Genomic DNA, 24,777 nt, shown 5'->3' on the forward strand with positions numbered 1-24,777 from the left:
TTCCGAGATGATAGCGAACGAAGCTCATCTTCACCTCGTCCTTAACCACTTTCCCATACTCGGTGCCATATTTGCAATTCCGCTCTTGGCTTACGGGTTCTTCAGGAAGAACACCTCCCTAGAGAGGGCAGGACTCCTCTTCCTGCTATTTGTGGGAATAGTGTCCGTTCAGACCTACCTGAGCGGTGAGTCCGCGGAGGACATAGTGGAGAAGCTCAGAGGTGTCTCTGAGGTGTACATAGAAAAGCATGAGGAGATTGCAAGCGTGGCTGTCGCTGTGGCTCTTGTTACATCCCTCGTTTCCCTGATAGCCCTCTTTCTGTCTCTAAAAAATAGCCCTCTCCGAAGGGCTTTCACCGGCATAGCTTTGCTCTTGGCTTTTCTAACCTCAGGCGTGATGGTGCTGACCGCGAACTACGGCGGGAAGATAAGGCACAGCGAGATAAGGGACGGGGTACAGCTCCAGAAAACACCCTACGAAGATGAGAGGGAGTATGATGATTGAGGAGGTTCTGAGATGACGCTTCGCGTGGAGCACAAAGAACAGATTACAGAGAAGGAGATAGAGACCTTCTACGAGGTCTGCAGGAGTTCTATAAACGCGGAAGTCGCATCATATTTAGAAGCGTGCGTGCGCTGCGGTCTCTGCGCTGAAGCCTGCCTCTTCTACATGGGAGAGAACATTTCCGGGAAGATAGACCCCACACTCACTCCGGCCTACAAGGCGGACCTACTCAGGGAGATATACAAGGAGAACTACACCCTCTGGGGAAGACTGAAGAAAGCCCTCGGTTTAGGGGTTAAGATAGAACCAGAAGACCTGAAAGAACAGGTCAGACTCGCCTTCTACACCTGTACCATGTGCGACAGGTGCACCAAGGTGTGCCCCATGGGGATAGACACCCCGCGCCTCGTTGCGATAGTCAGGAGCGCCCTAACCTCTGCGGGACTCGTTCCAGAGGATCTCGCGGAGGCTACGAACACGGCTGTTGAGAAGGGAAGTCCCCTCGGCGTTGACATCCCGACGTTTCTGAGCAGGATAGACTTCATCTCCGACGAGTGGGAGGTTGAGATCCCGGTTGACCAGAAGGCGGAATACCTGTACATCCCTTCTTCCATAGAGCTCATGAAGTATCCCTCCTCCGTCGCCTCAACCGCAAAGGTTCTCAACCGCCTTGGTGTGAGCTGGACTCTCTCAACCAAAGCCCACGAGGCTACCAACTTCGGACTCTTCACCCAGAGCAAGGAGGTAACGAGGGAGCTCCTCAGAAGGATACTGGAGGGAGCCAAGGAACTCGGGATAAAGACGATAATAGCTCCCGAGTGCGGGCACGCCTACCAGTCCATGAGGTTCGTCGCTCCCAACGTCTTTCCCAAGGAGTGGGACTTTGAAGTCCTTAACGTGGTTGAGTTCCTCTACGGGATGCTGGAGGAGGGGAGGCTCAAGCTGAGCAAAAAGGTGATAGACCAGATAACCCTCCACGACTCGTGCCAGATAGGAAGGAGGGGAGGCGTCCTTAAGGAACCTCGGGAGGTCTTGAAGCTTATAGCTAAGGAGTTCAAAGACTCTGTGGAGTTTCCCGAGAAGAACATCTGCTGCGGTGGAGGTGGCGGCGTGGTGGTGGAGCACGAGGCGGACTACCACAGGCAGAAGGCGTTCCTTGCAAAGGCTGAACTCTTTGATAAGGTTGGCGTTAAAAACGTCGCCTGCTACTGTGCGAACTGCATGCTCGCTTTGAGTAAGAGCTCTCAGGAACTGAACAGGGATTACAAGTTTCTGAGCCTCGTGGACCTGGTCGCCGAAGCCATAGAGGAGGAAGGAGGATGAAGAGGGTTGTCGTTGACCCCGTAACGAGGATAGAGGGGCATCTGAGGATAGAGGCTGAGGTCAAAGACGGAGTGATCCAGAAAGCTTACAGCTCTGGAACCATGGTAAGGGGTATAGAGATAATCCTCAGGGGCAGAGATCCGAGGGAAGCCTGGGCTTTAGCCCAGAGGATATGCGGGGTCTGCACCACCGTTCACGCCTTCGCCTCCATAAGGGCAGTTGAGGATGCCCTCGGGATAAACGTTCCCGAGAACGCATCCCTTATAAGGAAGCTGATGATAGGAACCCTCTTCGTCCACGACCACGTTGTTCACTTCTACCACCTCCACGCCCTTGACTGGGTTAACCCCGTTCAGGCTCTCAAAGCAGACCCCGAGAAGACCTCCGAGCTCGCGAGGAGGTACTCCGACTACGAGAAGTCAACTCCCGGCTACTTCAGGGACGTTCAGAGGAAGGTTCTCCAGCAGGTTGAGAGGAAACAGCTCGGTATATTCAACAGGGGCTACTGGGATCATCCCGAGTACAGACTTCCTCCGGAGCTAAACCTCATACTCCTCGCCCACTACCTTGATGCCCTTGACTGGCAGACGAGGATAGTTCAGGTTCACACGATCTTCGGAGGGAAGAACCCCCACCCCAACTTCGCTGTCGGAGGGATGCCCTCCCCGATAAATCCCGCAAGCGATACCGCTATAAACATGGAGAGGCTTGGAAGGGTGAGGACGCTCATAGAGGAGATGAACCACTTCGTAGAGAAGGTCTATCTGCCAGATCTGATAGCCCTCGGGCAGTTTTACAGTGATTGGTTCTTCAGGGGAGAGGGGCTCGGGAACTTCCTCGTCCTCGGAGAGCCCGAGAGAGACTCTTACAAGGAAGGGAAGTGGTTCGTACCGCCCACCTTCATTGAGGGAAGGAATATCGCAGAGCCTCAGGACGTTGATTACAAGGAGGTCAAGGAGTACGTTACCCACAGCTGGTATAAGTACTCCGTCGGAGACGACAAGCCCCTCCACCCCTGGGAAGGGGAGACGGAGCTCAGCTACACCGGACCAGAGCCTCCCTACGATTACCTCAACGTTGATGAGAAGTACTCCTGGCTCAAGGCTCCCAGATACAAGGGACTTCCCGTGGAGGTTGGACCCCTCTCAAGGGTTCTCGCCATGTACGCGAGAGACATCTACGGAGTGAGGGAAGAGGTAGGCATAGTCCTAAAAGGTCTTGACCTTCCTTTAAAGGCGCTCTTTTCCACCCTCGGAAGGACCCTCGCGAGAGGGCTTGAGACCAAGGTCTATGCGAATGCGATGAGGGAATGGTATGCGAAGCTCCTTGAGAACGTAAAGAAGGGAGACTACGAAGTCTTCAACCCCGAGAAGTGGGAGCCCTCCACCTGGGAGAGTAAGGCTAAGGGTCTGGGTCTTATGGAGGCGCCGAGGGGCTCCCTCTCCCACTGGGTTCACATCAAAGATGGAAAGATAGAGAACTACCAGGCTGTCGTTCCCACCACCTGGAACGCCTCTCCCAGGGACGCAAAGGGACAGCCCTCCGCATACGAGGCTTCCCTCGTCGGACACGAGCTAAATAACCCAAAGGAACCCCTTGAGATACTGAGAACGATACACTCCTTTGACCCGTGCCTCGCCTGTGCGGTCCACCTCTTCGGCGATGGGGAGACAGAGGTCAGGGTTGTGTGAAGCCGAGCCTCCTGTGTATTGCTAAATATGGAGGCGTCCTGAAGTGGGGAACCCTGTGGACGAAGTAGTACCTCGCTATGTGGTAGCTCGTATCAAAGCCGTAGAAGTTCAGCTTCATGTGTTCCAGTTCTTCTTTCCTACATCTCTCTATCAGCTCAAGCCACTCGGGGCTAGTTCTTTCCCTTCTCTTTTCCTTTATGAACTTCATAAAATCTCTTGATCTCACGAACTCCTCAACCCTCCTCTTTAACTCCCTCCTGAACTCCGAAGGAGTCCTTCCGAACACACCCTCTATGAGACCTATCCTCTTGGCTTCTTCAGAGCTTATCGGCATCCTCCTCTCCATTACCTCCCTTCCCCTCTCCCAGCCGACCCTTTTGGGAAGCGTGTAGGTCCAAAACTCTGAGCCGTAGAGGTTCCCTATGTTCTTGTAGTGGGGGTTGAGGACGACTCCCCTCCTCGCAAAGACAAGGTCGCATGTGAGGGCAAGGAAGACTCCTCCGGCGCCAGCGTTGCCCTGCATCCCGGCCACCGTTAGCTTGTCGGGAGTCCTCAGTATCTCCTCGCAGAGGTCGTCCATGGCGTTTATGTTCCTCCAGGACTCGTCGGGCGGGCTCTCGGCGTTCTCTATAGTGTTTAAGTTCATCCCGTTTGAGAAGAAGTCCTCCTGACCGAGCAGGACTATCGCCTTGACAGGTCTCTTTTTTGTGTATCTCACAACATCCCTCAGCCTCTCACACTGCTCGGTTGACATCGCCCCGTTGTAGAACCTAAAGTGTATGTATCCCACATCCCCCTTCTCCTCGTACTCAATCTCCCTGTAGGTTTTGAAATCAACCCTTTCCCAAGGTTTTATCTCAACCTCTGGGACGCTCTCCGCGAGCTCCGGAAAGACCCTCAGAACGGGAAGCTTTATGGACTCCTTACCTCTCCTCCTCACGTGGGTTATCCACACAGCTCCGTCCCTCGTTCCCACGCAAACCGCCTCATCCCTCCTCGCCAGAACCTCCCCGGGACTTCCCTTCAGCTCCTCCTCGGGGTAAGCGTTGTAGAGGAAGACCTCCTCCCCGAACACTCTGTCGTCAAGAACTCCCGGCTGGCTGTCGCTCGCATAGATCTTTCTGAGAACGTCCTCCGTTGAGTCCTTTTCCCACTCTATCCTCCTCACGGACTGCTCCATCCTCGGATTCCATCTACCCTCCCTCTGGGGTTCTGGTTTGAAGTTCCCACTCTCAAACTTCTCAACAGCCTCAAGGACACACTCAACAGCAGCCTCAGTTACCTCGTTCCTGTAGATGCTGGACTTCCTTGCGAACCTCATGGGGAACTCACGCCACGCCCAGATGTCCCCCGCATCGTACTCCTCGTCCGCTTCTATCAGGCTAACCCCCCACACCCTTTCTCCCCTCACTATCGCCCAGTCAAGGGCAGAGGGTCCCCTGTCTTCCCTCACCCCCGGATGGACTATCAGTGTTTTGTAGCGTCTCCAGACCTCGGAGGGAATCTTTCTCTTGAGGAACGGAGCGATTATGAGGTCGGGTCTGTAGAGCTCCGCCGCCTCTATCATGAGCTCGGGGTGGACGTCCAGCTCCACAGAGACCTCGTGCCCTCTCTCTGTGAGTTCGCAGTAAAGCCTCTGGGAGAGGGAGTTGAAGCGGTAGCAGTAGAATAGCACCCTCATAGTGAATGCCTATTCATTAATAATAGGAAGGACCGCTTCGCGGTGCAAGTATAATAGGGAATTCCATGGAACGCATCCTCATAGACCCATCGGAGCCAAAGCTGACAAACGCCAGGAAGATAATAAAGCTCGCCCTCCCCATTATAGTTGTGAACCTCCTCTACACGGTTGAGAGCATGTTCTCCCTCGTCCTCGTCTCTGGCATATCCGCTTCGGCGGTCGCCGCCGTGGGCTTTAGCCTATCACTCCTGTGGTTCATCTACTCCCTCATGGCTCTCTCCTACACCGGAACGAGCGTTTTAGTCGCCCAGAGGGTGGGTGCCGGGGAGAACCCCTCCCCAGTCCTCTTTACAGGGCTCCTTATATCCTTCCTCATAGCCCTGCCCCTGACATTCCTCGGCAAAGACCTCGTTCTCTTCCTCATGTCCACCCTGGGAGCTTCTGAGAGGGTAGTTTCCCTGGCGAGCGACTACCTCACTCCAATCTTCTGGTTCATCACGATAGGTTTCATGACGAACACCTTCTACGGAGCCTTCAACGGTGCAGGGGACACGAGAACTCCCATGAAGGTAGCCATCTTCATGAACGTGATAAACATATCCACAGCCTACCTCCTGATATACGGAAAGCTTGGACTTCCCAGGCTCGGGGTCCAGGGTGCCGGGTGGGGTATAGTTCTCTCAGAACTGTTCGCCTTCTTCGTTTATCTCTACCTTACACGCTTTAAAGCTAAGCCCTTCAGGCTTGAGTTTATCATGGACAGGGAGCTCCTTCTGAAGTTCCTCAGGATAGGGACTCCTACCGCCATAGAGAGGGCGATAACGAGCCTCTCTTTCAACGTTTTCGTTGGCTTCCTCGCCCACTTTGGGGATAAAGTTCTCGCGGCGCACCAGATAGGTCTGAGGGTTGAGAGCGTATCCTTCATGATAGGCTTCGGCTTCATGGTGGCGAGCACGGTAATAGCGGGTCAGAACTACGGTGCGAAGAACCTTCCGGGACTCGTTTACGGGGTCAAGTTCACCGCAAACCTCACCGCCTTCCTGATGGGTGTTCTGGGTCTCGTTCTCATACTCTTTCCCAGGTACCTGACCCTTCCCTTCAGCAGAGACCCCGAGGTGATAGGCTGGGCTGTTTACTACCTCGTGATAGTGGGCATATCTCAGGTTCCCATGGCCTACGCGGTGATATTCTCCGGTGCTCTAAAGGGTATGGGAAGGACTACCGTGCCTATGGTTGTGAACGTTGCCTCCTTCTGGCTCTTCAGGATAATACCCTCCTACCTTCTGCTCAAAATTGTGCATTCCCCCCTCGTCCCCTGGGTCTTCATGACGGTGGAGATGTTCATCAGGGCTCTTCTCTTCTACTTCGCCTTCAGGAGGGAGGTCAGACGTCAAACCTCCCCATCTTCTCCTCAACCTGGTCTGCGGTCTGACTGATGTTCTTGATCTCCTTAACTATCTCTTTCACGCTTGAGGTGTTTTTCTCGGATATGCTCGTAATCTCGGTCATGTTGTCCCTTATTATGTCTATAGCCCTGCTCTGCTCCTCCATAGCGGTGGCTATCGTGTCTATCACGCTCGCTATCTCTTTGGTAACCTCCTCTATCTTCCTGTAACTGTCAACCACGTCCTCAGAGGCTGTCCTGCCCTCTTCAACGGTGTTCAGAGCCTTTTCCACGAGTTCTGCTATCTCCTTTGCGGCGTTACCTGAGATCTCTGCGAGCCTCCTCACCTCGTCGGCGACGACCGCAAAACCTCTTCCCATCTCTCCCGCCCTTGCAGCCTCTATGGCGGCGTTCAGAGCGAGGAGGTTCGTCTGCTCAGCGATGGTTATTATCGTCTCCGTTATAGAGCTTATCTCCTTGCTGACGTCAACTATCCTTCCCATAGCTGAGTGCATCACGTCAACCTTGTCCTTACCCGTCCTTATGCTCTCCTCCATGTCCATGGATACGTTCCTCGCCCTGAGGGTCTCCTCGGACACCTGCCTGAGAGCCTCTGAGGTTTCGTCCACCGATGTCATTATGCTCGCTATGCTGCTGTTGAGGTTCTCGTTCTCCCTCTCTATCCTCTCCGAGTTCTTGTCAAGGACTTTTATGCTCTTAGCTATGCTGTCCAACCCTTCCTTGGCTTCTCTGAGGGCGTTCTGCAGGTCTGATAGGGAGGAGTTCACGTAGTTTGTAAGCTCTTTTATATCCCCCTTGTACTCTCCCTGAACCCTGACCTTTAGGTTTCCCTTTGACACCCTCATCATCACGTCCTTTATGGACACTACGGCGCTCCCTATATCCTTTACCATCTGCTCCAGAGAGTCCACGAGCCTGTCAAGCTCGTTGCGGAACTTGCTGAACTGTATGTCTTTGAACCTCATGTTGTTGGCGAGCTCTTCAACCCTTGATGAGAGCGACTTTATGTTCCCAAGGACACCCCTTGAGACGAACCAGAGGGCTATTGAGACCACGAGTACGGAGGGTATCGTTATGCCCACGACGACGTTGTTCGCGAAGGCTATGTCAGCCTTGAGCTCTTCCTGCTCCCTCTTTATTTGCTTCAACCTGAGCTCTATGAGCGCGTTCAGCGTGTCTATCGTGTCCGTAAATCCCTTCTTTTCGGCTTCAATTAGGGCTTCCTTAGCCTCATCGTAGGCTTCAAGCTCAAGTAGCTGTATAACGTTCTCTATATCCCCCTGGTAAGTGAAGAAACCGAGGTTAGTTGTAAGCTCTGCCTCCTCCTTGCTAAGCTCGTGTTTTCTCTCATTGAGCACGGCAAGCCCGTCCATGAACTTCTTTATGTTCTCCTTTATGGCTTTTCTCGCCTCTTCGTCCTGGGGGTTGAATATCAGGTTCCTCACCGCTATCGCGGTAAAGAGCATACTGATCTTCATATCCTTGTATATGTCCAGCTCTTCCAGAGCGTCCTGAACGTCATTTATAGACCTTGCTACCTTTGCCTGCATGGTGTACAGGACTGCAGTTATCGCTATGCCCACGACTATCAGGAGTGCGTTTACCGCAAGGAGCTTGCCTCTTATGGTCATGTCTCAGTCCTCCTCACTTTAAAAATAATCGGAAAGTAACGAAGAAATATTATAGGAGGTGTGGCTTGTCCGACCTTAAAAGTAAGATCTCTTCCCTAAAGGAGAGGTTGCTTGACCCCTTCAACGTTAACGAGCTTGAGAGGGAGTTTGAGGAACTTCTTGAACTCATGAGGCGCTCAGATCCCTCCGAGATCAGAGAGATAAAGGACGACTTTGAAGAGATAAGAGAGCTACTGTTCAGGAATCTGGAGATAATATCCGGCGGCTTGAAGCCCCTGCTTGAGAGGGGTAAGGGTGGTCTCTTCTCACGGAGGGTGTGATGTTCGGTGCTTCCTTTGGGATAATCTCACAGGCTCTTGAGATATACAGGAAGTCCCTGGACATACACAACAGGAACGTTATAAACGCCAACAACCCCGACTATGTTCAGGAAGACCCCGTGGTTGAGAGCTTCGCTCCCGTAGGGATAAACTTTCAGGACGTCAGGAGAGACCAGAACATATACTACCTGAACCTGAGAAACTCCAAGCTCTCACTGGTCAGATACCTTGAGGAGAGGAGCGGCGTCCTGTCCAACGTTGAGGGTATCTTTCAGGAGCTCTTTGAGGGGACGGGGATAAATGACTACACGAACCGCTTCTACGAAGCCTACCTGGACGTCATGAAGGATCCCACCAACGAGGGCGCCAAGAACGAGCTCTACAACTCCGCTAAGAGCCTCGCAGACTTTCTGAGGAACAAGTCAAGCGACATAGACGCCCTTGACAACAGCATAGATTACAACCTGAGAGATGTGGTGTCCAGAATAAACGAGCTCAGCAGGAAGCTCTTTAACGTTAACAGAGAGATAACCGTCATGTACGCCCAGAACTACGCACGGGGTAAGGATTACAAGAACTTCCTTGATATAAGGGATAAGTACCTGAGAGAGCTCTCCGAGCTTATAAACATAGACGTTCAACAGGACGAGATAGGCAGGGTGAAGGTCACAACGTCAAAGGGTTTCGCCCTCGTTGACTTTCAGGACAACTACTGGCAGCTTGAGTACACCGGCGGAAAACTTTACTGGAAGTCAAAGGACGGGAACGATGTGGACATAACGGGTGTTATAGAGTCCGGCAAGGTGAAAGCTCTCCTTGATGCGAGGGCAGACCTTGCAAGGTTTAAAAACGAGCTGAACAGCATAGCCTCTCAGCTCATATCCGAGGTGAAACTTCCCAGGGCGAACAGCGGAACCTGGTATCTGGTCAGGAACGTGAGTGATCCAACCCAGCCCCTCTCTACCTACGGCATAGACGGGAATCTCAGCTTCTACGACAACTCCACCACACCTCCCACGCTCCTCGCGACTATACCCAACTACGGTACCCAGTCCCTGAACTCCCTTGCAACTGCCATAAACTCGGACGCTACCCTCACCGGTGCAGGTTTCTCGGCTACGGTGGTAAACAATCCTGACGGAACCTACACTCTGAGGATAGACAACACGAACCCCAACTACTCGGTAAACGATACCGGAGGCAACGTGTACGAAAGCTCCCCCGTCTTTACAGGCAACGACGCCTCCGACATATCTCCTGTGAGCACACTCCGTTCCGACATAGACGACGTTGAATTCTCCCTCACGGATACCTTCAGCGACTTCGCAAACCTGTGGTGGGATAACAGCAAGGGTAAAGTCAACACATTCATCGGCGATATATCCACGACTCAGGCGGACGTTAAGGACAAGCTGAGGATAGAGTCCGCCCTCCTTGAGTCCCTGGACAGGAAGCTAAAGGAGATGCAGAGCGTTTCAATAGACAGGGAGTTTATGGAGATAATGAAGGTTAAGAGAACCTACGAGGCTGTCGCCAAGGTGGTGACCACGATAGACGAGCTACTGCAGACTACCCTTAACATGTGAGGTGTGAGCTATGAAGGTGCCCGATAACCTGCTCTTCACGATATTTCAGCAGCAGGACGAGAGGATAAGGAAGGAAATAGCACGGAAGACCATAGAGATAGCTACCGGCAAGAGGATACACAACCTCTCTGACGACCCGGTTGCCACCTTCAACGTCCTGAGCCTGAAGAAGGATATAGCCCAGCTATCCCAGTTCTCAAAGAACAGGCTCTTCTCCGACGTGAACCTGTCCTACATAGACTTCACCCTGGACAAGATGTCCACCAAGATAAAGTACCTGTACACCAAAGCCGTCCAGGCAAAGAACGAGCTAAACACAACCGATGCCCTGAGGGCTGTCGGCGTTGAGTTCGGGGAGGCTCTCAGCTTCCTTCTTGACAGGGCTAACGAAAAGGTGGGGGAAAACTACATATTCTCCGGCTCAGCCCTGACCACCAAGCCCTTTACGAATAGCTTTGTATATCAGGGTTCTCAGGAGACTTTCAACGTCCAGATAGACGAGACCAACTTCGTTGAGGTGTTCTCTGCGGGAAGTAGCGTTTTCTCCGCGAACGTTTACCAGATGGATACGCTCTTTTCCTCCCCGGACACTGCCTTTACGGTCTCGGGGATTATGAACGTGAACTATAACTCCACAACGGTGAGCCTTGACTACGGGAGGGGTATCTGGTATCTGGCTGGCAAGGTCTCCGACCAGAATGTCCCCCTTTCCAGCTACGGCTTTGACGGCGACCTCGTCCTCTACGACAACTCCATGAACGAGGTGGCGAGGATAACCAATTACGGGCAGTATTCCCTCAACGACCTCGTGACTCAGATAAATACCGCCTTCGGCGGTGAGAACATAACAGCCTCTATCGTAACAAACCCGGACGGCACCTACACGCTCCGCGTGAGCGATGGGGATTCACCAGCTAACAACTTCATAGAGGATACCTCCGGCAACGTTCTTGAGAGCAACAACCTCCAGAACTTCGTAAAGATATTCAACGGGATTTCACCGGGTGACGTGAACGCCTTTGTCCACCAGGTTCCCAACGGTCAGTACACCCTGAGGCTCGCGCCGGAGGATGTATCAACCACTCTGAGTGTGAGCTTCAGCGGGACAGCCCTCGGCAACTTCTCAACGCCTAACATATTCCAGCTCATAAACGAGGTCAAGGACAAACTCTCTGGGGGACTCGCCCCCGACGACTCCGACCTCCTTGCCATCCAGAGGGCTTACGACAAGGTAGTTTCAGAGCGTTCAAGGTTCGGAAGCATACTATCGCAGGTTAAAGACCAGCAGCCCGTTCAGGAGAACAGGATGGACGTTCTCAGGAAGCAGAAGTCTGACACCGAGGAGGTTGAGCTCTCCGAGAGCATAATGGAGTACACGAGATACAGGACAGCTTACGAGGCTCTGATGAGGATAGTCACTGAGTCAAGGGATATGACCATACTTAGATACATATAACTACTCCTCTTCCTCTGTGAAGGCGCTCAGTATGGTCTCTATTATTGAGATTATCACCGATATTACGTTGGCTGCGAGAGCCCCCTGGGCTAAACCCATAGCCTCCTGGGGATCACCCATGTGGTAGAGGAAGAGGGCTGGGATCAGGTGCAGGTCTGCCACGAGGCTTGAGGCGAGCATCTCTGTGGAGAGGACTCTCCCCTCCCCTATCTTCAGTATGGTAGCCGCCAGGTTGGTCGCCACGGTCACCACGAGCTCGTAGGAGTTGGGGCTCGTTATGAAGCTTATGTTCGTGGTAAGCGCCATCAGGATGAAGAAGTCTGTGATTATCTTCTTGTACCTCATATCTCTCCCTCCAGAACCCTTGAGGCTTCCTCCATGAGAACCTTCTGGGCTTTTCTCAGGTTCTTGGGCTGTCCGAAGAGTATCAGGGTGTCTCCCTCCTCCACCTCCGTCTCTCCGGTCACGGTGACGTCCAGGTAGCCATCCGGCTTCCTTATGGCTATAACGGTAACCTTTAAAGCTCTCCTGAGGTCTATCTCCTTCAGTTTCCTCCCTATCAGAGGCGAGCCCGGTTCTACCTTGAGCTCAAGAATGTCTATGTCCGTCTCTTCACCGAAGGCTATCCTGTCAAAGAGGTCGGAAATGAAGGCTGAACCCGAATGGAATATGTAGGCGGCAAGCCTCGTTGCGAGGAGCTTGTTGGGAACGACAGCCCTATTTGCCCCGAGCTCCTCCAGCTTTTCCGAAGTTCCGTCCGTTGAGGCGAAGGAGTATATATAGAACTCCTCCTTGGAAGGTCTTATGAGCCTCGCTGTGACTATCACCGCTATGTTCTTAGCGTCGTCCCCGAGGTTCACTATCATCCCCCTCGCCCTCTTTATGCCTGCGGATAACAGAACAGACCTCTTGTAGGGCTCTTCTATTATGAAGTGCTTTATGTTGTGCTCCTGCAGGTACTTCATAGCCTCTTCCCTGCTGTCTATGACCACGAACTCTATCTTCCTCTTCTTGAGGGTTCGGGCGAGCCAGGCGGAGGTTTTGTCGTAACCACAGATTATGTAGTGCCCCTCAAGCTCCTCTATGTCCCTCAGCATCTTTATAGCCCTGTAGAGCTTAATTATATCCTCCTTGAAGAAGAGCCTCACGATCACGGTCACCGATGTGGTGAAGACGCCTATTCCCATTAAAGCTAATATGGAGGTGAAGACCCTACCGTAGACCGTCTCGCTTCCCGCTACCACCTCACCGTAACCTATGGTGCCTATCGTTATCACGGTCATGTAGAAGGAGTTTATGAAGTCCCCTCCCGACAGGAGCATGTAGCCTATCGTGCCGACGGACAGGGCGGTATGAAGCATGAATAGAGGTATCCTCAGCTCCCTCAGGGCTTCTATAAACCTCTTCTGGTATATCTCTATGAGCTTGGGTTCCCTCTTCCTCCTAAGCCTCCTCTTGAGCTTCCTCTTTATCCTGAACCTGGGCATGGGCTACCTCAACTAACTATAATAGGTAAAAGTGATGAGGGTGAACGCCATAGTTGTTGACATTGAGGGAACGACCTCTGAGATAACCGACAAGCTCAACGAAGTTCTGGACGCCATATATGACGAGGGGGGAGAGGTAATAGATGTCAAGGTCACCCACGCGAGGGAGCACGGGATAGACGGCTTCACCGTGGTTTACACAGTCCTTTACAGGAGTGAGAGAGAGATACCGGAGGAGTAAATAAACCCATGAACATAAAACACCACTGCCGGAGGTTTCCCCTTGGAGGAGATAAGGAGCGTGCAGAACTACCTGAAGGAGATATTTGAGGAGATCAAAACTGAACTCGGCGATAACGAGTTCATAAGGAACCTCGTTGGTTCGGAGGAGAACCTGACCCAGCTGATAGACCGCCAGAGGGAGCTCCTCTCAGAGTATATAGAGAACTGGGAAGGTGAGGCTGCCGACTTCTCCAGAAGGTTTGAAGAACTCTACACCTCAATTGACGTCCCCTACACGGTAGTAGCCTGGAACATAGACAGGATGAAGAGCAAGCTCATGGAGAAGCTGATAGAGGAGGACTACTCTCAGGAGTTCGTCCTCAGGTTCAAGAGGTATCTGGAAGATCTCGTAAATCAGATAGCCAAGATATACCTCAGGAAGGACGTAAAGGTTCTGAGGAACTTCAAGAACTCCCTCTTTGCGGACAGACTGCTCTACAGCGTGCACAAGAGCTGGTTTCTCAGGATAGCGGACTGTATTGAGAAGGACGACTTCACGGACTTCCCTCTGATCTCCGCCCAGGAGTGTGAGTTTACGGAGGTTCTTGATTTTCCCGAAGCTCTGTTCGTGTGCCTTGACGCCAACATGTGCACCTACATCCACAACCTCCACGCCCTCATCCACGATACAGCAAACAGCTTTTACGCCTTCTATACCAAGGGCGCCTACTACCAGGCTTACAGGGTCTTTAAAGACCTCACGGAGTTGGTCGCCAAGCTGCTGAAGACCATATCTGAACTTTACTTCCTCGCCTACTCAGACCCGGAGGGTAACTTTTTCAAGCTCGCCCACGGTCTCTCAAGGGAGGAGGGCTACAAGTACGTGTCGGCAATAGACGTCATAGGACTTAAGAAGATAAACAGAACCCACGGCGAGAAGGTGGGGGATGCAATCCTTAAGGAGATAGGCAACAGGCTCAGGGAACTCACCTCGGGAGACACGGGCAGGACTCTACTCATAAAGGGGGTCACCTCCAACTTCTTCATGTTCAACAAGGACTACTCGGAGGATGAGATAGTAAAACTGGTTGAGCGAATGAGGGAGGAACTCACATCGGAGCTTGAGATAGAGGGCAAGAAGATACCCGTTTCTGTTTCCATAGCCACCCTTGAGCTTGAGCCCTTCGTGGAGCTCGTGGAGAGTGAGCTCAGGGACATACTTTCCTTCCTGAAGGACGAGGCAAAGAAGCAGGAGAAGCACTCCAGCATGTCCGTGGGTAAAGAGAGACGCCAGGAGATAATAGCTTGGATAAACGAGAAGTACAGGAACGTTGAGAAGGTCAAGGACAAGATTGAGAGGGGAGAGATTGAGCTCGTGTACCACCCCATAGTTGAGGTCAATAACACGAGCAGGGTGGTCGGTGCGGAGGTTCTCGCAAGGCTCAGGAACGGGGAGAAGCTTATACCCGCGGGCGTCTTCATAGACCTCATATACGAGCTTGAGCTCGTGGAGAAACTTGACACCCTCATACTTGAAAGACTCCTTGACCAGAGGGAGGAGTTGGATGTTCTTGGAACTCTTTACATAAACGTGAGCTCCCGTTCCCTCAACTCCGACAGGTACCTTGAGAGGCTCTGTAATTTCATAAGGGACATGAGCGATATGAACATAGTGGTTGAACTGACGGAACAGCAACTCCTTGAGAACACCGATGCCGTTGTCAGGGTAGCCCAGAACGGGCACGTTACCCTTGCGGTTGACGACTTCGGCACGGGGTACTCCTCCCTGAAGCTGGTCGCAGACCTCGTTGACAGGGGTCTCCTGAAGATACTTAAAATAGACGGCTCCCTTGTGAGGGAGGTGCTCAGTTCCCACGCCATATGGAAGGTGGTGGACATAATATCGGTCTTGAGCAAGCGACTTGAGACCAGGACGGTCGCCGAGTTTATAGAGAGCCAGGAAGAGCTTACGGTAGTCCGCTCAATGGGTATAGATTACTGTCAGGGCTACTATATCGCCAAACCCATGCGTCTCCAGGAACTCCTCGTTTGGATGAAGACGCTCTCATGAAGCTGAAGGTGAAGGTAAAACCCTCCTCAAAGAGGGAAGGTGTGAGGGAGGTATCTCCGGGGGAGCTTGAGGTCAGGGTAAGCGCCCCGCCCGAGAGGGGAAAGGCTAACGAGAGACTCATAGAGCTCCTCGCCAAACATTACGGTGTAAGGAAGGGTGCGGTGAGGATACTTAGAGGGGAGACCTCAAGGGAGAAGGTCGTGGAGATTGACCTCTGATGGTTATTATCATCACATCGGGAGGAGAGAAGAGCCTCATGGGAGGTCCCCCGGTTCCCAAGCCCTTGCTCACCGCTATGAACTTGCCTGGAGCGAGTTCCTTTATGCCCCTGTCCGTTTCAAAGAGGAGCCTAAGAGCGGTATAGCCCACGAAGAAGAGAACACCCCCGTGGGTGTGCCCCGCAAGGACGAGGTCAATGTAAGGTAGCGCCTCCCTCCTCACCTCAGGTCTGTGCTTTATGAGAAGGGTGTATTTGGAGGTATCCGCATTCCTCAAGACCGCCAGTTCGTCGGTGAACGCCTCGTATCCGAGCCTTTTGCCGTCAGGGTCGTCAACTCCTGCTATGTTTAAAAGACCGCCTACGGCGGTGATTTCACCCCTCAAAACCCTGAACCCAGCCCTCTGCAAGAAGTCAATAGCCTGATCATGCCCCACGTAGAACTCGTGATTTCCCAAGACCGCAAACTTACCCAAGGGAGGGTTTATATTCGCCAGCTTTCGTGCGAGGTGGTCAAGCCCCCTCATGTTCCCGTCCACCATGTCCCCCGTGGCAACTATGATGTCCGGCTTCTCCTCCCTGTAAACCCTATCCACCATGGCTATCCTTTCCTCCCCCATCACGGGACCCAAGTGCATATCGGATATATGCAATATCTTTATCTCCCTGCCCTCCGGTAGCTTGGGAGTCTCTATGGTGAACCTGTAGACCTGCAGGTAGTAGGTCTCCGCATGGCTGTAAGCACTGAGGATTAAGGCGAGGAAGAGGGTTATAAAGAACGCCCTTTCGGGCGTGGGAGAGTGAAACCTTCGGTAGAGGTCAATTATCAGACCAACCAGCAGGAAGTAAATGACAAAACCCATCCAGAGGAGACTCACGAGGGCGAGAGGTCTTGATATTTCCACAAAGCCGTTCCTATCAAGCACCCTCCAGAGGACGGGCGATATGACCGCCGAGGAAAGGAAGAGAGCTAAAACCAACCTCCATTTCCCGGAGAGCGAAAAAGCCTGAGAGACCTTCCGGTAGAGGTAGTAATGAACGAGGGAGTAAAAGGTAAGGAAGAGAGGGACGAAGAGGCTCATCAAGCCTCCAGTATGGCACCCTTAGAGGCGTCGGTGACGAGCTTGGAGTACCTCCTGAGCCAAGAGCTGGGTATATCCTTCTGCTTGGGTTTGAAGTTCTCAAGCCTTTTCTGAAGCTCTTCCTCGGATACCAGAAGTTCCAGCCTTCTCTCGGGTATATCTATGAGTATCTCGTCCCCGTCCTGAACGACTCCTATTACGCCCCCTGCCGCAGCTTCGGGTGATACGTGACCTATGCAGGCTCCCCTCGTTCCTCCGGAGAATCTTCCGTCCGTTATAAGAGCGACCTTGTCTCCGAGTCCCATACCCACTATGGCGGAGGTGGGAGAGAGCATCTCCCTCATGCCGGGACCCCCCTTGGGACCCTCGTACCTTATCACTACCACGTGTCCGGGTTTCACCTTGCCTCCCAATATCCCGTCTATCGCCTCCTCCTCAGAGTCAAAGCATATAGCCCTGCCCTTAAACTTGAGCATGCTTTCCACCACACCGGCGGTCTTGACCACCGAGCCTTCGGGTGCGAGGTTTCCGAAGAGTATGGCTATTCCTCCGTCCTCCGAGTAAGGGCTATCCACACTCTTTACCACCTCCCCGTCCGCATCGTTCGCCTCTTGAGCTATCTCACCGAGGGTCTTTCCGCTCACGGTGGGTCTGTCCAGATGCAGTAGTCCCTCTTTCTTAGATAGCTCCCTAATTATTGTGGGTATGCCTCCTACCCTGTCCAAGTCCTCTATGTGGTAATGAGAAGCAGGCGCTATCTTGCATATAGTAGGCGTTCTCTTGGATATCTCGTTTATCTTGGCGAGGTCGTACTCAATACCCGCCTCTCTGGCTATTGCAAGGAGGTGAAGAATCGTATTGGAGGAACCGCCCATGGCTATGTCCACGGTGAAGGCGTCGTCTATAGCCTCTTCGGTGAGTATATCCTTTGCCTTTATGTCCTTCTCAAGGAGTTCCATTATCTTCCTCGCAGCAGTCCTTGCGAGAATCTCCCTCCTCGGGTCTATGGCGAGTATGGTTCCATTACCCGGTAGGGCAAGTCCCAAGACCTCCGTTAAGCAGTTCATAGAGTTGGCTGTGAACATACCAGCACAGCTTCCGCAGGTGGGACAGGCGTTCTGTTCTATGACCTGAAGTTCCTTCTCCGTTATCTGTCCGCTCTTCAATTGCCCTATACCTTCAAAGACGGAGATAAGGTCTATCTTCTTACCCTCGTGCTCCCCTGCAAGCATAGGTCCCCCGCTGATGAATATGGTCGGGACGTTCACTCTCATAGCTCCCATCAACATTCCGGGAACTATCTTGTCGCAGTTGGGTATGCATATAAGGGCGTCAAGCTGGTGGGCGTTTACCACCGTCTCTATGGAGTCCGCTATCAGCTCCCTTGAGGGCAGGGAGTAGTGCATCCCGTAGTGTCCCATCGCTATCCCGTCGTCCACGCCTATCACGTTGAACTCTATGGGAACTCCTCCCGCCTTTCTGACCTCTTCCTTTATGGGTTCCACGAACTCTCTCAGGTGGACATGCCCGGGAATTATGTCTATGTATGAGTTGGCTATACCTATCAGAGGCTTGTCAAAGTCCTCCTCCGAAAGCCCGCAAGCTCTCAACAGCGCCCTGTGAGGTGCCCTTTCTATACCTTTCTTTACAACGTCGCTTCTCAGTTTCATTCCTTTTCCTCCTGGGGATAATTTAGTTCCTTTTTTCTCCGTTTCATATCATACATTCGCTTGTCCGCGAGCTTGAGAACCATGTTTATGTCCGTGCCCTCCGCCGGCACAGTTACAACTCCGTAACTTATGGAGAGTCCATACTTGCTGAAAGTGCCTTCTATCCTTTTTCTTATGCTGTCAAGTCTCTTTAATAGGGCTTCCTTTCTGCAGTCGTAGACGATAACTATAAACTCGTCCCCTCCTATCCTGCCCACCACATCTCCACTCCTGAAACTTTCCTGGATTATCTGAGCTACCTCTCTCAAGACGCTATCTCCCTCACCGTGCCCGTATAAGTCGTTCACCCTTTTGAAATTGTCAAGGTCAAGGTAAGCAAGGCAGTAGGTAATATCCTTCTTTCTCTTCACCACATCTATGAGCTTTGCAAGGGTATCAAACACAAATGCCCTGTTGTGAAGACCTGTCAGCATGTCAACTGTCGCACGGGTTTTAAGGTCTCTTAAAAGACCGTTAAGTATCAGGCTATAGAATAGGGAGAGCAGGAGAACCGCCATGTAAGCTCCAAGAGCCTGCCTTAACTCTAACCAGTTGTAAAAGAAGTTAATTACTCCCTGCTGTCCCAGCCAGTACAGGGTAAGTATGGACAGGATAAGAACTCCGTTCCACACGAAAGCCTGCCTAATGGGTTTCATAAAGAAGGCGAGCAGCGGGAAGGTATATATCCAGTAAAGCCCTGTTCCTCTCAGTCCTCCAGTTATTGACAGGAAAGAGAGCATTGTGACCATCAGGACAAGGATCGTTGTAGAAGCTAAGTCGTAGTTTCTTTTACGGCTGTAATAAACAGCGTTGAGTAACCCTATTAGGGATAGGAATAACTCAAACAGGGCTGAGGCATAATTTCCTACTTTGAGATGTTGCATCACGCCGAAAACCAAGGTTGAACTTACTCCAACAAAAGTGAACGTGTAGATAAACCTATCCCTGTGTGTGGAAAAGTCTGAAAAGTGCATCTACGAGGTATTTTGCCATAGGTTTGGTGGAGGCGGCGGGAATCGAACCCGCGTCCGAGGACGATGGTCCTGTCCGGGGCTCTACAGGCTTAGCCCGTGTTTAGTTCTGCCCTCGGGTTGCCCACGGGCAGGCTCTCCGAGGGGAGCACGGATGCCTTTCTCGGAAACCCCTCACCGTGCGTCGGGGTCTCCAGAGCCTCTGTTCTCTGACGCCTTCAGGTCAGCCAGAGGCGAACCTCCCTGAGGCGCGCTGCCTTTTAATTAGGCAGCGAGAGCGACTTCAGCTTCGGGAAGTGTTGTTAACGGCTGTTAAGGTTGCCACCCTGCCTGCTCCCCGGGGACCATCAGACCCCGTCGAAACCAGTCGCCCCCTTCAACTGAGCCAAGTCTTAAATTTAACTTATTTCTAAGTCGCGTCAAGGACTTGTAACCTCAGCAGCGTGGAGTTCTTCTTGAAAAAGACCCCCTGAGGGCTTATACTTTTCTCTTGGCTGTCCCCGTAGCTCAGGCGGATAGAGCGCGAGATTCCTAATCTCGAGGTCGGAGGTTCGAGTCCTCCCGGGGACGCCACTAAAATTCCAGACTTTCTCCAAATTCAGGAGCGTGAGAGTCCAGACCGATAACTTTCTTTATATGTTCGGAGAAAACAGCCATCTTGTCCTCTTCCCCGTGCACCAGGAAGGCTTTCTGGGGTTTTGCGTGGGACAACCACTGGGTAAGTTCTCTCTGGTCGGCGTGGGAGGAAAAGCCGTTTATGGTGTAAACCTCAGCCTTCACGGCTATCTCCTCTCCGAGTATCTTGACCCTATCTGCTCCGTCCACTATCTTCCTGCCGAGCGTTCCCTTGGGCTGGTAGCCCACAAATATTAAACTGCACTCTTCTCTCCAGAGGTTGTGCTTGAGGTGGTGGAGTATCCTGCCTCCCGTGAGCATACCGCTCCCCGCTATTATCACCGCCCCGCTCTTTATGTCGTTTATCTTTTTGGACTCCTCCACGTCTCTCGTAAACTTCAGGTAGGGGAAGCTAAAGGGGTCTCTCTCCTTAAATATCCTGTAAGTCTCTCTGTCAAAGAACTCAGGGTTCTGAAGAAATATCTTGGTGGCGTTTATGGCAAGGGGGCTATCAAGAAAGACCTGACACTCGGGGAGTATGTCCCTTTCATACATTTCCCTCAGGACGAAGAGTACGTCCTGAGCCCTCTCAAGGGCGTAGGAGGGTATGAGGACGTTACCCCCCCTGTAGAGCGTTTTGAGGACGGCGTCTTCAAACTCTTCCTTTGACTCTTTAAAGCTCCTGTGGTTCCTGTCACCGTAGGTGGTTTCTATGAACACGTAATCCGATGGTGGTGGCTGTGAAGGGTCTCTTACGATGGGCTTTCCCCTGTTGCCGAGATCCCCCGAGAAGGTGAACACCTTGTCCTTTACCTTAAGCTCAACGAAGGATGAGCCGAGAATGTGTCCGGCGTCCCACAGTGTAACTCTGAGCTCCTTTCCGAGCTGGTACTCCCTTTCGTACTCAAGGTAGGGGGTTGAGAAGAACTCAAAGCTGTCCAGGACGTCAAGCTCCTCGTATAGGGGCGGATTGACGACCTCTCCCAGCCTCTCCGCCTTCTTTAGCCTGCTCCTGTAAGTTTCGTGCATGACCTTTGCGGCGTCCAAGAGCATTATCTTCGCTATCTGGGCTGTGGGTCTCGTGCAGAGTATCTTTCCCTTGAAGCCCTCCTTGACCAGAAGGGGTATCCTCCCGCAGTGGTCTATGTGGGCGTGGGTCAGTATCAGAAAGTCTATCTCTCCCGGTTCAAAGGGAAAGGGTTCGTAGTTCTTCTCCTCCTCCTCCCCCTGAAACATGCCGCAGTCAATCAGGAGCTTAGTTCCTTCCACCTCAACGAGGTGACAGCTCCCCGTAACCGTTCTGGCGGCGCCACAGGGGGTTATCCTTATTGCCATGGCACTATTATAGGGCTATAATATCTAACTTTGAGGCCCGGTAGCTCAGTTGGTAGAGCACCCGGCTGAAAACCGGGGTGTCGGCGGTTCGATTCCGCCCTGGGCCACTTTAAACAACAGCCTCCATAACCTTACCGAAGAACTCCCTGACCACGTCCTTCCAGAACCTTTTACCCTCTTCAACCTCGTCAAGGGCTTTTTCCATGTGGGCTGTGAAGCCGTAATCCATAAGAACCGGGAAATGTTCCATCAGGTAGTCCACCACGGAAAAAGCTATGTCGGTAGGCTTCAGGCTCCTCCGATAGGACTTAACGTAACCCCTCTGTTTAAGGGTCTTTACTATCGTGGCGTAGGTGGAGGGTCTTCCTATGCCGAGCTTTTCAAGGGTCTTTATCAAACTACCTTCGGTGTACCTCGGTGGGGGTTGGGTCTGCTTTTCCTCCACGTAAACCCGAACGAGCCTCAGTATGTCGCCTTCCTTCAGCTGAGGTAGCTTCTCCTCCTTGATCTCAGCGGGATAAGCCCTGCTCCAGCCGTCAAACTTAACCTCAAGACCCTTAGCCTTGAGAGTGAGCGGGGTTTTCAGGTGGGGGGAGCTGACCTCAATATCAACCCTGCGTCTCAGGAGTAGCATGTCTGCCATCAAGCTGGCGAGAGTCCTGGACACTATCAGCCTGAAGAGAGCTCCCATATATCCGCTTAACTTTCTGTCCTTTAAACCCGTTGGTCTTATGCACTCGTGGGCTCCCTGAGAGGTAGGCTTCTCTCTAAACTTTCTGAGCCTCCCCACATACTTTTCACCGAAGGTATTCGCTATGTAAGCCATAAACTCCTTTGCCTTTTTTGGGTTCATACGGTAGCTGTCCGTCCTCGGGTAGGTTATAACACCCCACTCGTAGAGCTTCTGGGCTAAACTCTGGGTCTTCTCCGTCGGCAGCCCAAGCTTTGCGTTGGCATCGCTCTGGAGGGACGATGTTATAAAGGGCTTCGGAGGGGCGACCTTCTCCTCTTTATCCTCAACTTTAACTACGGCATAAATGCCGTCCTTTATGCGCTCAGCTATCAACTTGGCATCGGAGGGGTTTTCATACCTGTAGTCGTAAACCGCCTCAAAGGTTCTACCGTCCTTTTCAAGGACAGCCTTCACATAGTAGTACTTCTTGACCTTGAAGTTCTCTATCTCCCTCTCCCTCTCAACTACCAGACGCAGTGCGGGGGACTGAACCCTGCCTGCGGATAATTTGTAGTTCCTCAGCGCTTTCCACAGGTGAGGAGAGACCCTGTAGCCTATAAGTCTGTCAAGTATCCTCCGGGCAAACTGGGATTGAACCATGTTCATGTTCACATCGCCAGCGTTCTGGAGACTCTCCTTTATGGCAGAGGGGGTTATCTCGTAGAAGACAACTCTCCTTACGTTCCCGTTTACTTTGACTACCTCTTCCTTGACGAAGTAAGCTATGGCTTCTCCCTCTCTGTCCGGGTCTGTGCCTATGTAAACGGAATGGGCTGTCTTGGCGAGTTTCTTGAGGGTGTCCATCACCTTCTTCTTGCCCTTAAGGTATACGTACTTAGCCTCAAGGGTCTCTTCATCAACACCGAGCTCCTTGGGAGGGAGGTCTTTAACGTGTCCGAAGGTAGCCCTCACCACGAAATCCTTACCCAAAAACCTCTGTATTGTCTTAGCTTTGGTGGGGGACTCAACTATGAAGAGTTCCATCAGGAGTATATTAGATTATCTTTGCCACAGCCCTCTCCCCAAGTTTTATGTGGTACTCAAGGGTTCTCATTATGTCCTCTATGGTCTGGGCGAGCTCGTCGGTGGCAAGCTCCTCCTGGTCTTGAAGGGAGTTCTCTATGAACTCGGCGACGGACTCTATCCTCTCAAGGATAGGCTCTTCGTAAACCCTCAGGCTGTCAAGGAATATGGGGGACATACCCTCAAGGGCGGGCAGCAGCAGAGAGGACAGGGAGAGACATTCCGAGCTCAGTAGTAGAGCCTGCTCCTTCATGTACTTGTCCGCCATGGACTCCACTTCTTCAATGACGAGGGCGATGAGGCGGAAGCTCTGGGTGAGCCTCCGCAGTATGTCTATGGTCTTTAGGGTTATCTCCGGTGAGGACTTCTGCTGGGCAAACATGAAGGTGTTTATAACCTTACGCTGGAAGGATATCTCGTCTTCCAGCTTGGCAAGAAGTATGTAAAAGGGGGATACCTCCATATCAGGAAAAGTTATACGAACTGCTCCTGGGTTTCAACCTTGTACTCCTCCACCAGTTCCTTGTAATCGTCAAACCAGTGGGCGTCGGGGTTTCTCTTGTAGATCATGAACTTGCCTGCGTTCTCCGGATCAGCTGCTCTGTGGTATCTGAAGAATATAAGGTCGCTGCCCTTTCCGAGTATCTCTATCTTGCCCGTTTCGTGGGACATCACATACCTGACCCTTGCGGCGAGTCCCGAAACTTTTGATCTGACGGACTCAACGAGGTCTATGGTCTCTTCTATCTTGGTGGAGTAGGTCTTGTTGCCTGCGGTGGGTCTGCACTGGAAGACGTAGTAGGGTGGCACTCCCATGAAGGAAAGCTCTTCAAGTAGCTCCCTGAGGGTCTCCTCGTTGTCGTTTATTCCCTTGAGTATGGGGGTCTGGTTGGTTAGGGTGGTTCCCGTCTTCTGGACGAGCTCTACAGCTTTGCGGGCTTCCTTGGTCAGCTCCCTGGGGTGGTTGAAGTGGTTCATAAGGTATAGCTTCTTGCCCGTCTCGGTGTTGAACCACTCAAAGAGCTCAAGGAGGGAGGGGTCGTCAATCACCCTGAAGGGGTTCACCGCCAGCATCTTTGAACCTATCCTCACGATCCTAACGTGGGGTATCTCCGCAAGAGCCTTGAGGGTCTTCTCTAACTTGAAAGTGGCGAGCACCAACGGGTCTCCGCCCGTGAGGAGGACGTTGTTTATCTCGGGGTGGTTCCTTATGTACTCAAGTCCCTCCGAGACGTCCCTTGCCACCTCGTCGTTGTCGTTCATGAAGAGTCTCTTCCTGAAACAGAACCTACAGTATATCCCGCAAACGTCCGTCACGAGTAGCAGGGCTGTGTCCGGGTATTTATGCTCAAGCCCGTGGACTTTCATGTACTTGCTCTCGTTTGAGGCGTGCAGCTTGCCCCAGACGTCCAGCTCTTCCGTGGTAGGTATGACTATCCTTCTTATCGGGTCTTCGGGGTCGTCCCAGTTTATAAGGGAGTTGTAGTAATCGTTGGTTCTGAAGGCGAATTTATCCGTCACCTGCTTGAGCTCTTCCTTCTCTCTATCCTTTAACTGGGGGATTAAGTCCAACTTGATGATATATTTAACCTTTTTTTGCATCTTACCCACCTCCTTTACGTTACAGAGCGAAAAACGGCTAACCTTCAGCCCTGAATTTAGCAGGGTTTATTTTAGATAATTTTCGTCTCTTGTCAAGTCCTCGGGAGTTTTG

The 24,777-nt window shown here is 52.2% G+C and carries 21 protein-coding genes, 2 tRNA genes and 1 other RNA gene; 12 read left to right on the top strand and 12 right to left on the bottom strand.

The features are described from left to right. The first annotated feature begins 7 nt into the window (after positions 1 to 7). From HG1285_RS09490 to HG1285_RS09480, 3 genes are read left to right on the top strand one after another with little or no spacing between them, the layout of a single operon-like run. Positions 8 to 505 carry a hypothetical protein gene (locus HG1285_RS09490; protein WP_008287446.1) on the top strand — a complete coding sequence of 166 codons (498 nt, stop codon included), beginning with the start codon at positions 8 to 10 and terminating at the stop codon, positions 503 to 505. A 12-nt stretch (positions 506 to 517) separates the two neighbouring features. Further along, positions 518 to 1,828: a (Fe-S)-binding protein gene (locus HG1285_RS09485; protein ID WP_008287447.1), complete on the top strand. Its 1,311-nt coding sequence runs from the start codon at positions 518 to 520 to the stop codon at positions 1,826 to 1,828. Further along, positions 1,825 to 3,519 carry a nickel-dependent hydrogenase large subunit gene (locus HG1285_RS09480; RefSeq protein ID WP_008287448.1) on the top strand — a complete coding sequence of 565 codons (1,695 nt, stop codon included), beginning with the start codon at positions 1,825 to 1,827 and terminating at the stop codon, positions 3,517 to 3,519. Before HG1285_RS09485 ends, HG1285_RS09480 begins: the two co-directional genes overlap by 4 nt. On the opposite strand, the gene HG1285_RS09475 is transcribed toward HG1285_RS09480, so the two are convergent. Continuing rightward, positions 3,506 to 5,200, bottom strand: a complete 1,695-nt coding sequence (locus HG1285_RS09475; RefSeq protein WP_008287449.1) for a hydrogenase maturation protein — start codon at positions 5,198 to 5,200, stop codon at positions 3,506 to 3,508. The genes HG1285_RS09480 and HG1285_RS09475 overlap by 14 nt on opposite strands. A 65-nt stretch (positions 5,201 to 5,265) precedes the next feature. Between HG1285_RS09475 and HG1285_RS09470 the strand changes: the two genes are divergently transcribed. Beyond that, positions 5,266 to 6,636, top strand: coding sequence for an MATE family efflux transporter (locus HG1285_RS09470; RefSeq protein ID WP_008287450.1), 1,371 nt, complete (start codon positions 5,266 to 5,268; stop codon positions 6,634 to 6,636). On the opposite strand, the gene HG1285_RS09465 is transcribed toward HG1285_RS09470, so the two are convergent. Continuing rightward, a complete protein-coding gene (locus HG1285_RS09465; protein WP_008287452.1) occupies positions 6,584 to 8,236 on the bottom strand; it encodes a methyl-accepting chemotaxis protein in 1,653 nt (550 codons plus the stop codon). The genes HG1285_RS09470 and HG1285_RS09465 overlap by 53 nt on opposite strands. A 65-nt stretch (positions 8,237 to 8,301) precedes the next feature. Between HG1285_RS09465 and HG1285_RS09460 the strand changes: the two genes are divergently transcribed. From HG1285_RS09460 to flgL, 3 genes are read left to right on the top strand one after another with little or no spacing between them, the layout of a single operon-like run. Next, positions 8,302 to 8,556 (top strand): hypothetical protein, encoded by a 255-nt coding sequence (locus HG1285_RS09460; protein ID WP_008287453.1) that lies wholly within the window; start codon positions 8,302 to 8,304, stop codon positions 8,554 to 8,556. Further along, a complete protein-coding gene (gene flgK / locus HG1285_RS09455) occupies positions 8,556 to 10,142 on the top strand; it encodes a flagellar hook-associated protein FlgK (protein ID WP_008287454.1) in 1,587 nt (528 codons plus the stop codon). Before HG1285_RS09460 ends, flgK begins: the two co-directional genes overlap by 1 nt. Positions 10,143 to 10,152: 10 nt before the next feature. After that, complete coding sequence (gene flgL / locus HG1285_RS09450) at positions 10,153 to 11,598, top strand: flagellar hook-associated protein FlgL (protein ID WP_008287455.1); 1,446 nt, start codon at positions 10,153 to 10,155, stop codon at positions 11,596 to 11,598. On the opposite strand, the gene HG1285_RS09445 is transcribed toward flgL, so the two are convergent. Both HG1285_RS09445 and HG1285_RS09440 read right to left on the bottom strand, forming a co-directional pair. After that, positions 11,599 to 11,943: a DUF6394 family protein gene (locus tag HG1285_RS09445; protein WP_008287456.1), complete on the bottom strand. Its 345-nt coding sequence runs from the start codon at positions 11,941 to 11,943 to the stop codon at positions 11,599 to 11,601. After that, positions 11,940 to 13,085 carry a potassium channel protein gene (locus HG1285_RS09440; protein ID WP_008287457.1) on the bottom strand — a complete coding sequence of 382 codons (1,146 nt, stop codon included), beginning with the start codon at positions 13,083 to 13,085 and terminating at the stop codon, positions 11,940 to 11,942. Before HG1285_RS09440 ends, HG1285_RS09445 begins: the two co-directional genes overlap by 4 nt. Positions 13,086 to 13,119: 34 nt before the next feature. On the opposite strand from HG1285_RS09440, the gene HG1285_RS09435 reads away from it, so the two are divergent. Genes HG1285_RS09435 through HG1285_RS09425 form a run of 3 tightly spaced genes read left to right on the top strand, consistent with a single transcriptional unit; the run spans position 13,120 to position 15,596 of the window. Next, a complete protein-coding gene (locus HG1285_RS09435) occupies positions 13,120 to 13,326 on the top strand; it encodes a hypothetical protein (RefSeq protein WP_008287458.1) in 207 nt (68 codons plus the stop codon). A 42-nt stretch (positions 13,327 to 13,368) separates the two neighbouring features. Beyond that, the gene (locus tag HG1285_RS09430; RefSeq protein ID WP_008287459.1) at positions 13,369 to 15,378 is read left to right on the top strand and encodes a GGDEF domain-containing phosphodiesterase; all 2,010 of its coding nucleotides are present in this window, start codon (positions 13,369 to 13,371) and stop codon (positions 15,376 to 15,378) included. Next, a complete protein-coding gene (locus tag HG1285_RS09425; protein ID WP_232219476.1) occupies positions 15,357 to 15,596 on the top strand; it encodes a DUF167 domain-containing protein in 240 nt (79 codons plus the stop codon). Before HG1285_RS09430 ends, HG1285_RS09425 begins: the two co-directional genes overlap by 22 nt. Here the strand turns inward: HG1285_RS09425 and HG1285_RS09420 are convergent. The 4 genes from HG1285_RS09420 to ssrA form a co-directional block, all read right to left on the bottom strand. Continuing rightward, on the bottom strand, positions 15,550 to 16,677 hold the full coding sequence (locus HG1285_RS09420; protein WP_008287461.1) for a metallophosphoesterase: 1,128 nt from the start codon (positions 16,675 to 16,677) through the stop codon (positions 15,550 to 15,552). The genes HG1285_RS09425 and HG1285_RS09420 overlap by 47 nt on opposite strands. Next, a complete protein-coding gene (gene ilvD, locus HG1285_RS09415) occupies positions 16,677 to 18,341 on the bottom strand; it encodes a dihydroxy-acid dehydratase (RefSeq protein WP_032496668.1) in 1,665 nt (554 codons plus the stop codon). Before ilvD ends, HG1285_RS09420 begins: the two co-directional genes overlap by 1 nt. Before the next feature lie 2 nt (positions 18,342 to 18,343). Continuing rightward, a complete protein-coding gene (locus tag HG1285_RS09410; protein ID WP_198005434.1) occupies positions 18,344 to 19,270 on the bottom strand; it encodes a GGDEF domain-containing protein in 927 nt (308 codons plus the stop codon). 114 nt (positions 19,271 to 19,384) lie between these two features. Next, positions 19,385 to 19,732: a transfer-messenger RNA gene (ssrA, locus tag HG1285_RS19060) on the bottom strand. Between the two features lie 121 nt (positions 19,733 to 19,853). On the opposite strand from ssrA, the gene HG1285_RS09405 reads away from it, so the two are divergent. Then, positions 19,854 to 19,930: transfer RNA gene (locus tag HG1285_RS09405), tRNA-Arg, on the top strand. Here HG1285_RS09405 and HG1285_RS09400 read toward each other — a convergent pair. Beyond that, positions 19,931 to 21,307: an MBL fold metallo-hydrolase gene (locus HG1285_RS09400; RefSeq protein ID WP_008287466.1), complete on the bottom strand. Its 1,377-nt coding sequence runs from the start codon at positions 21,305 to 21,307 to the stop codon at positions 19,931 to 19,933. 34 nt (positions 21,308 to 21,341) lie between these two features. Between HG1285_RS09400 and HG1285_RS09395 the strand changes: the two genes are divergently transcribed. After that, positions 21,342 to 21,414 (top strand) — tRNA-Phe (locus tag HG1285_RS09395). 2 nt (positions 21,415 to 21,416) lie between these two features. Here HG1285_RS09395 and topA read toward each other — a convergent pair. The 3 genes from topA to HG1285_RS09380 are packed head-to-tail and all read right to left on the bottom strand — an operon-like array spanning position 21,417 to position 24,665. After that, a complete protein-coding gene (gene topA, locus HG1285_RS09390; protein WP_008287467.1) occupies positions 21,417 to 23,024 on the bottom strand; it encodes a type I DNA topoisomerase in 1,608 nt (535 codons plus the stop codon). Positions 23,025 to 23,034: 10 nt separating this feature from the next. Further along, entirely contained in the window at positions 23,035 to 23,526 is a 492-nt protein-coding gene (locus tag HG1285_RS09385; RefSeq protein WP_008287468.1) for a hypothetical protein, read from the bottom strand. Between the two features lie 11 nt (positions 23,527 to 23,537). After that, positions 23,538 to 24,665, bottom strand: coding sequence for a KamA family radical SAM protein (locus HG1285_RS09380; protein WP_008287469.1), 1,128 nt, complete (start codon positions 24,663 to 24,665; stop codon positions 23,538 to 23,540). Positions 24,666 to 24,777: the final 112 nt, after the last annotated feature.

The sequence above is a fragment of the Hydrogenivirga sp. 128-5-R1-1 genome (assembly GCF_000171895.1).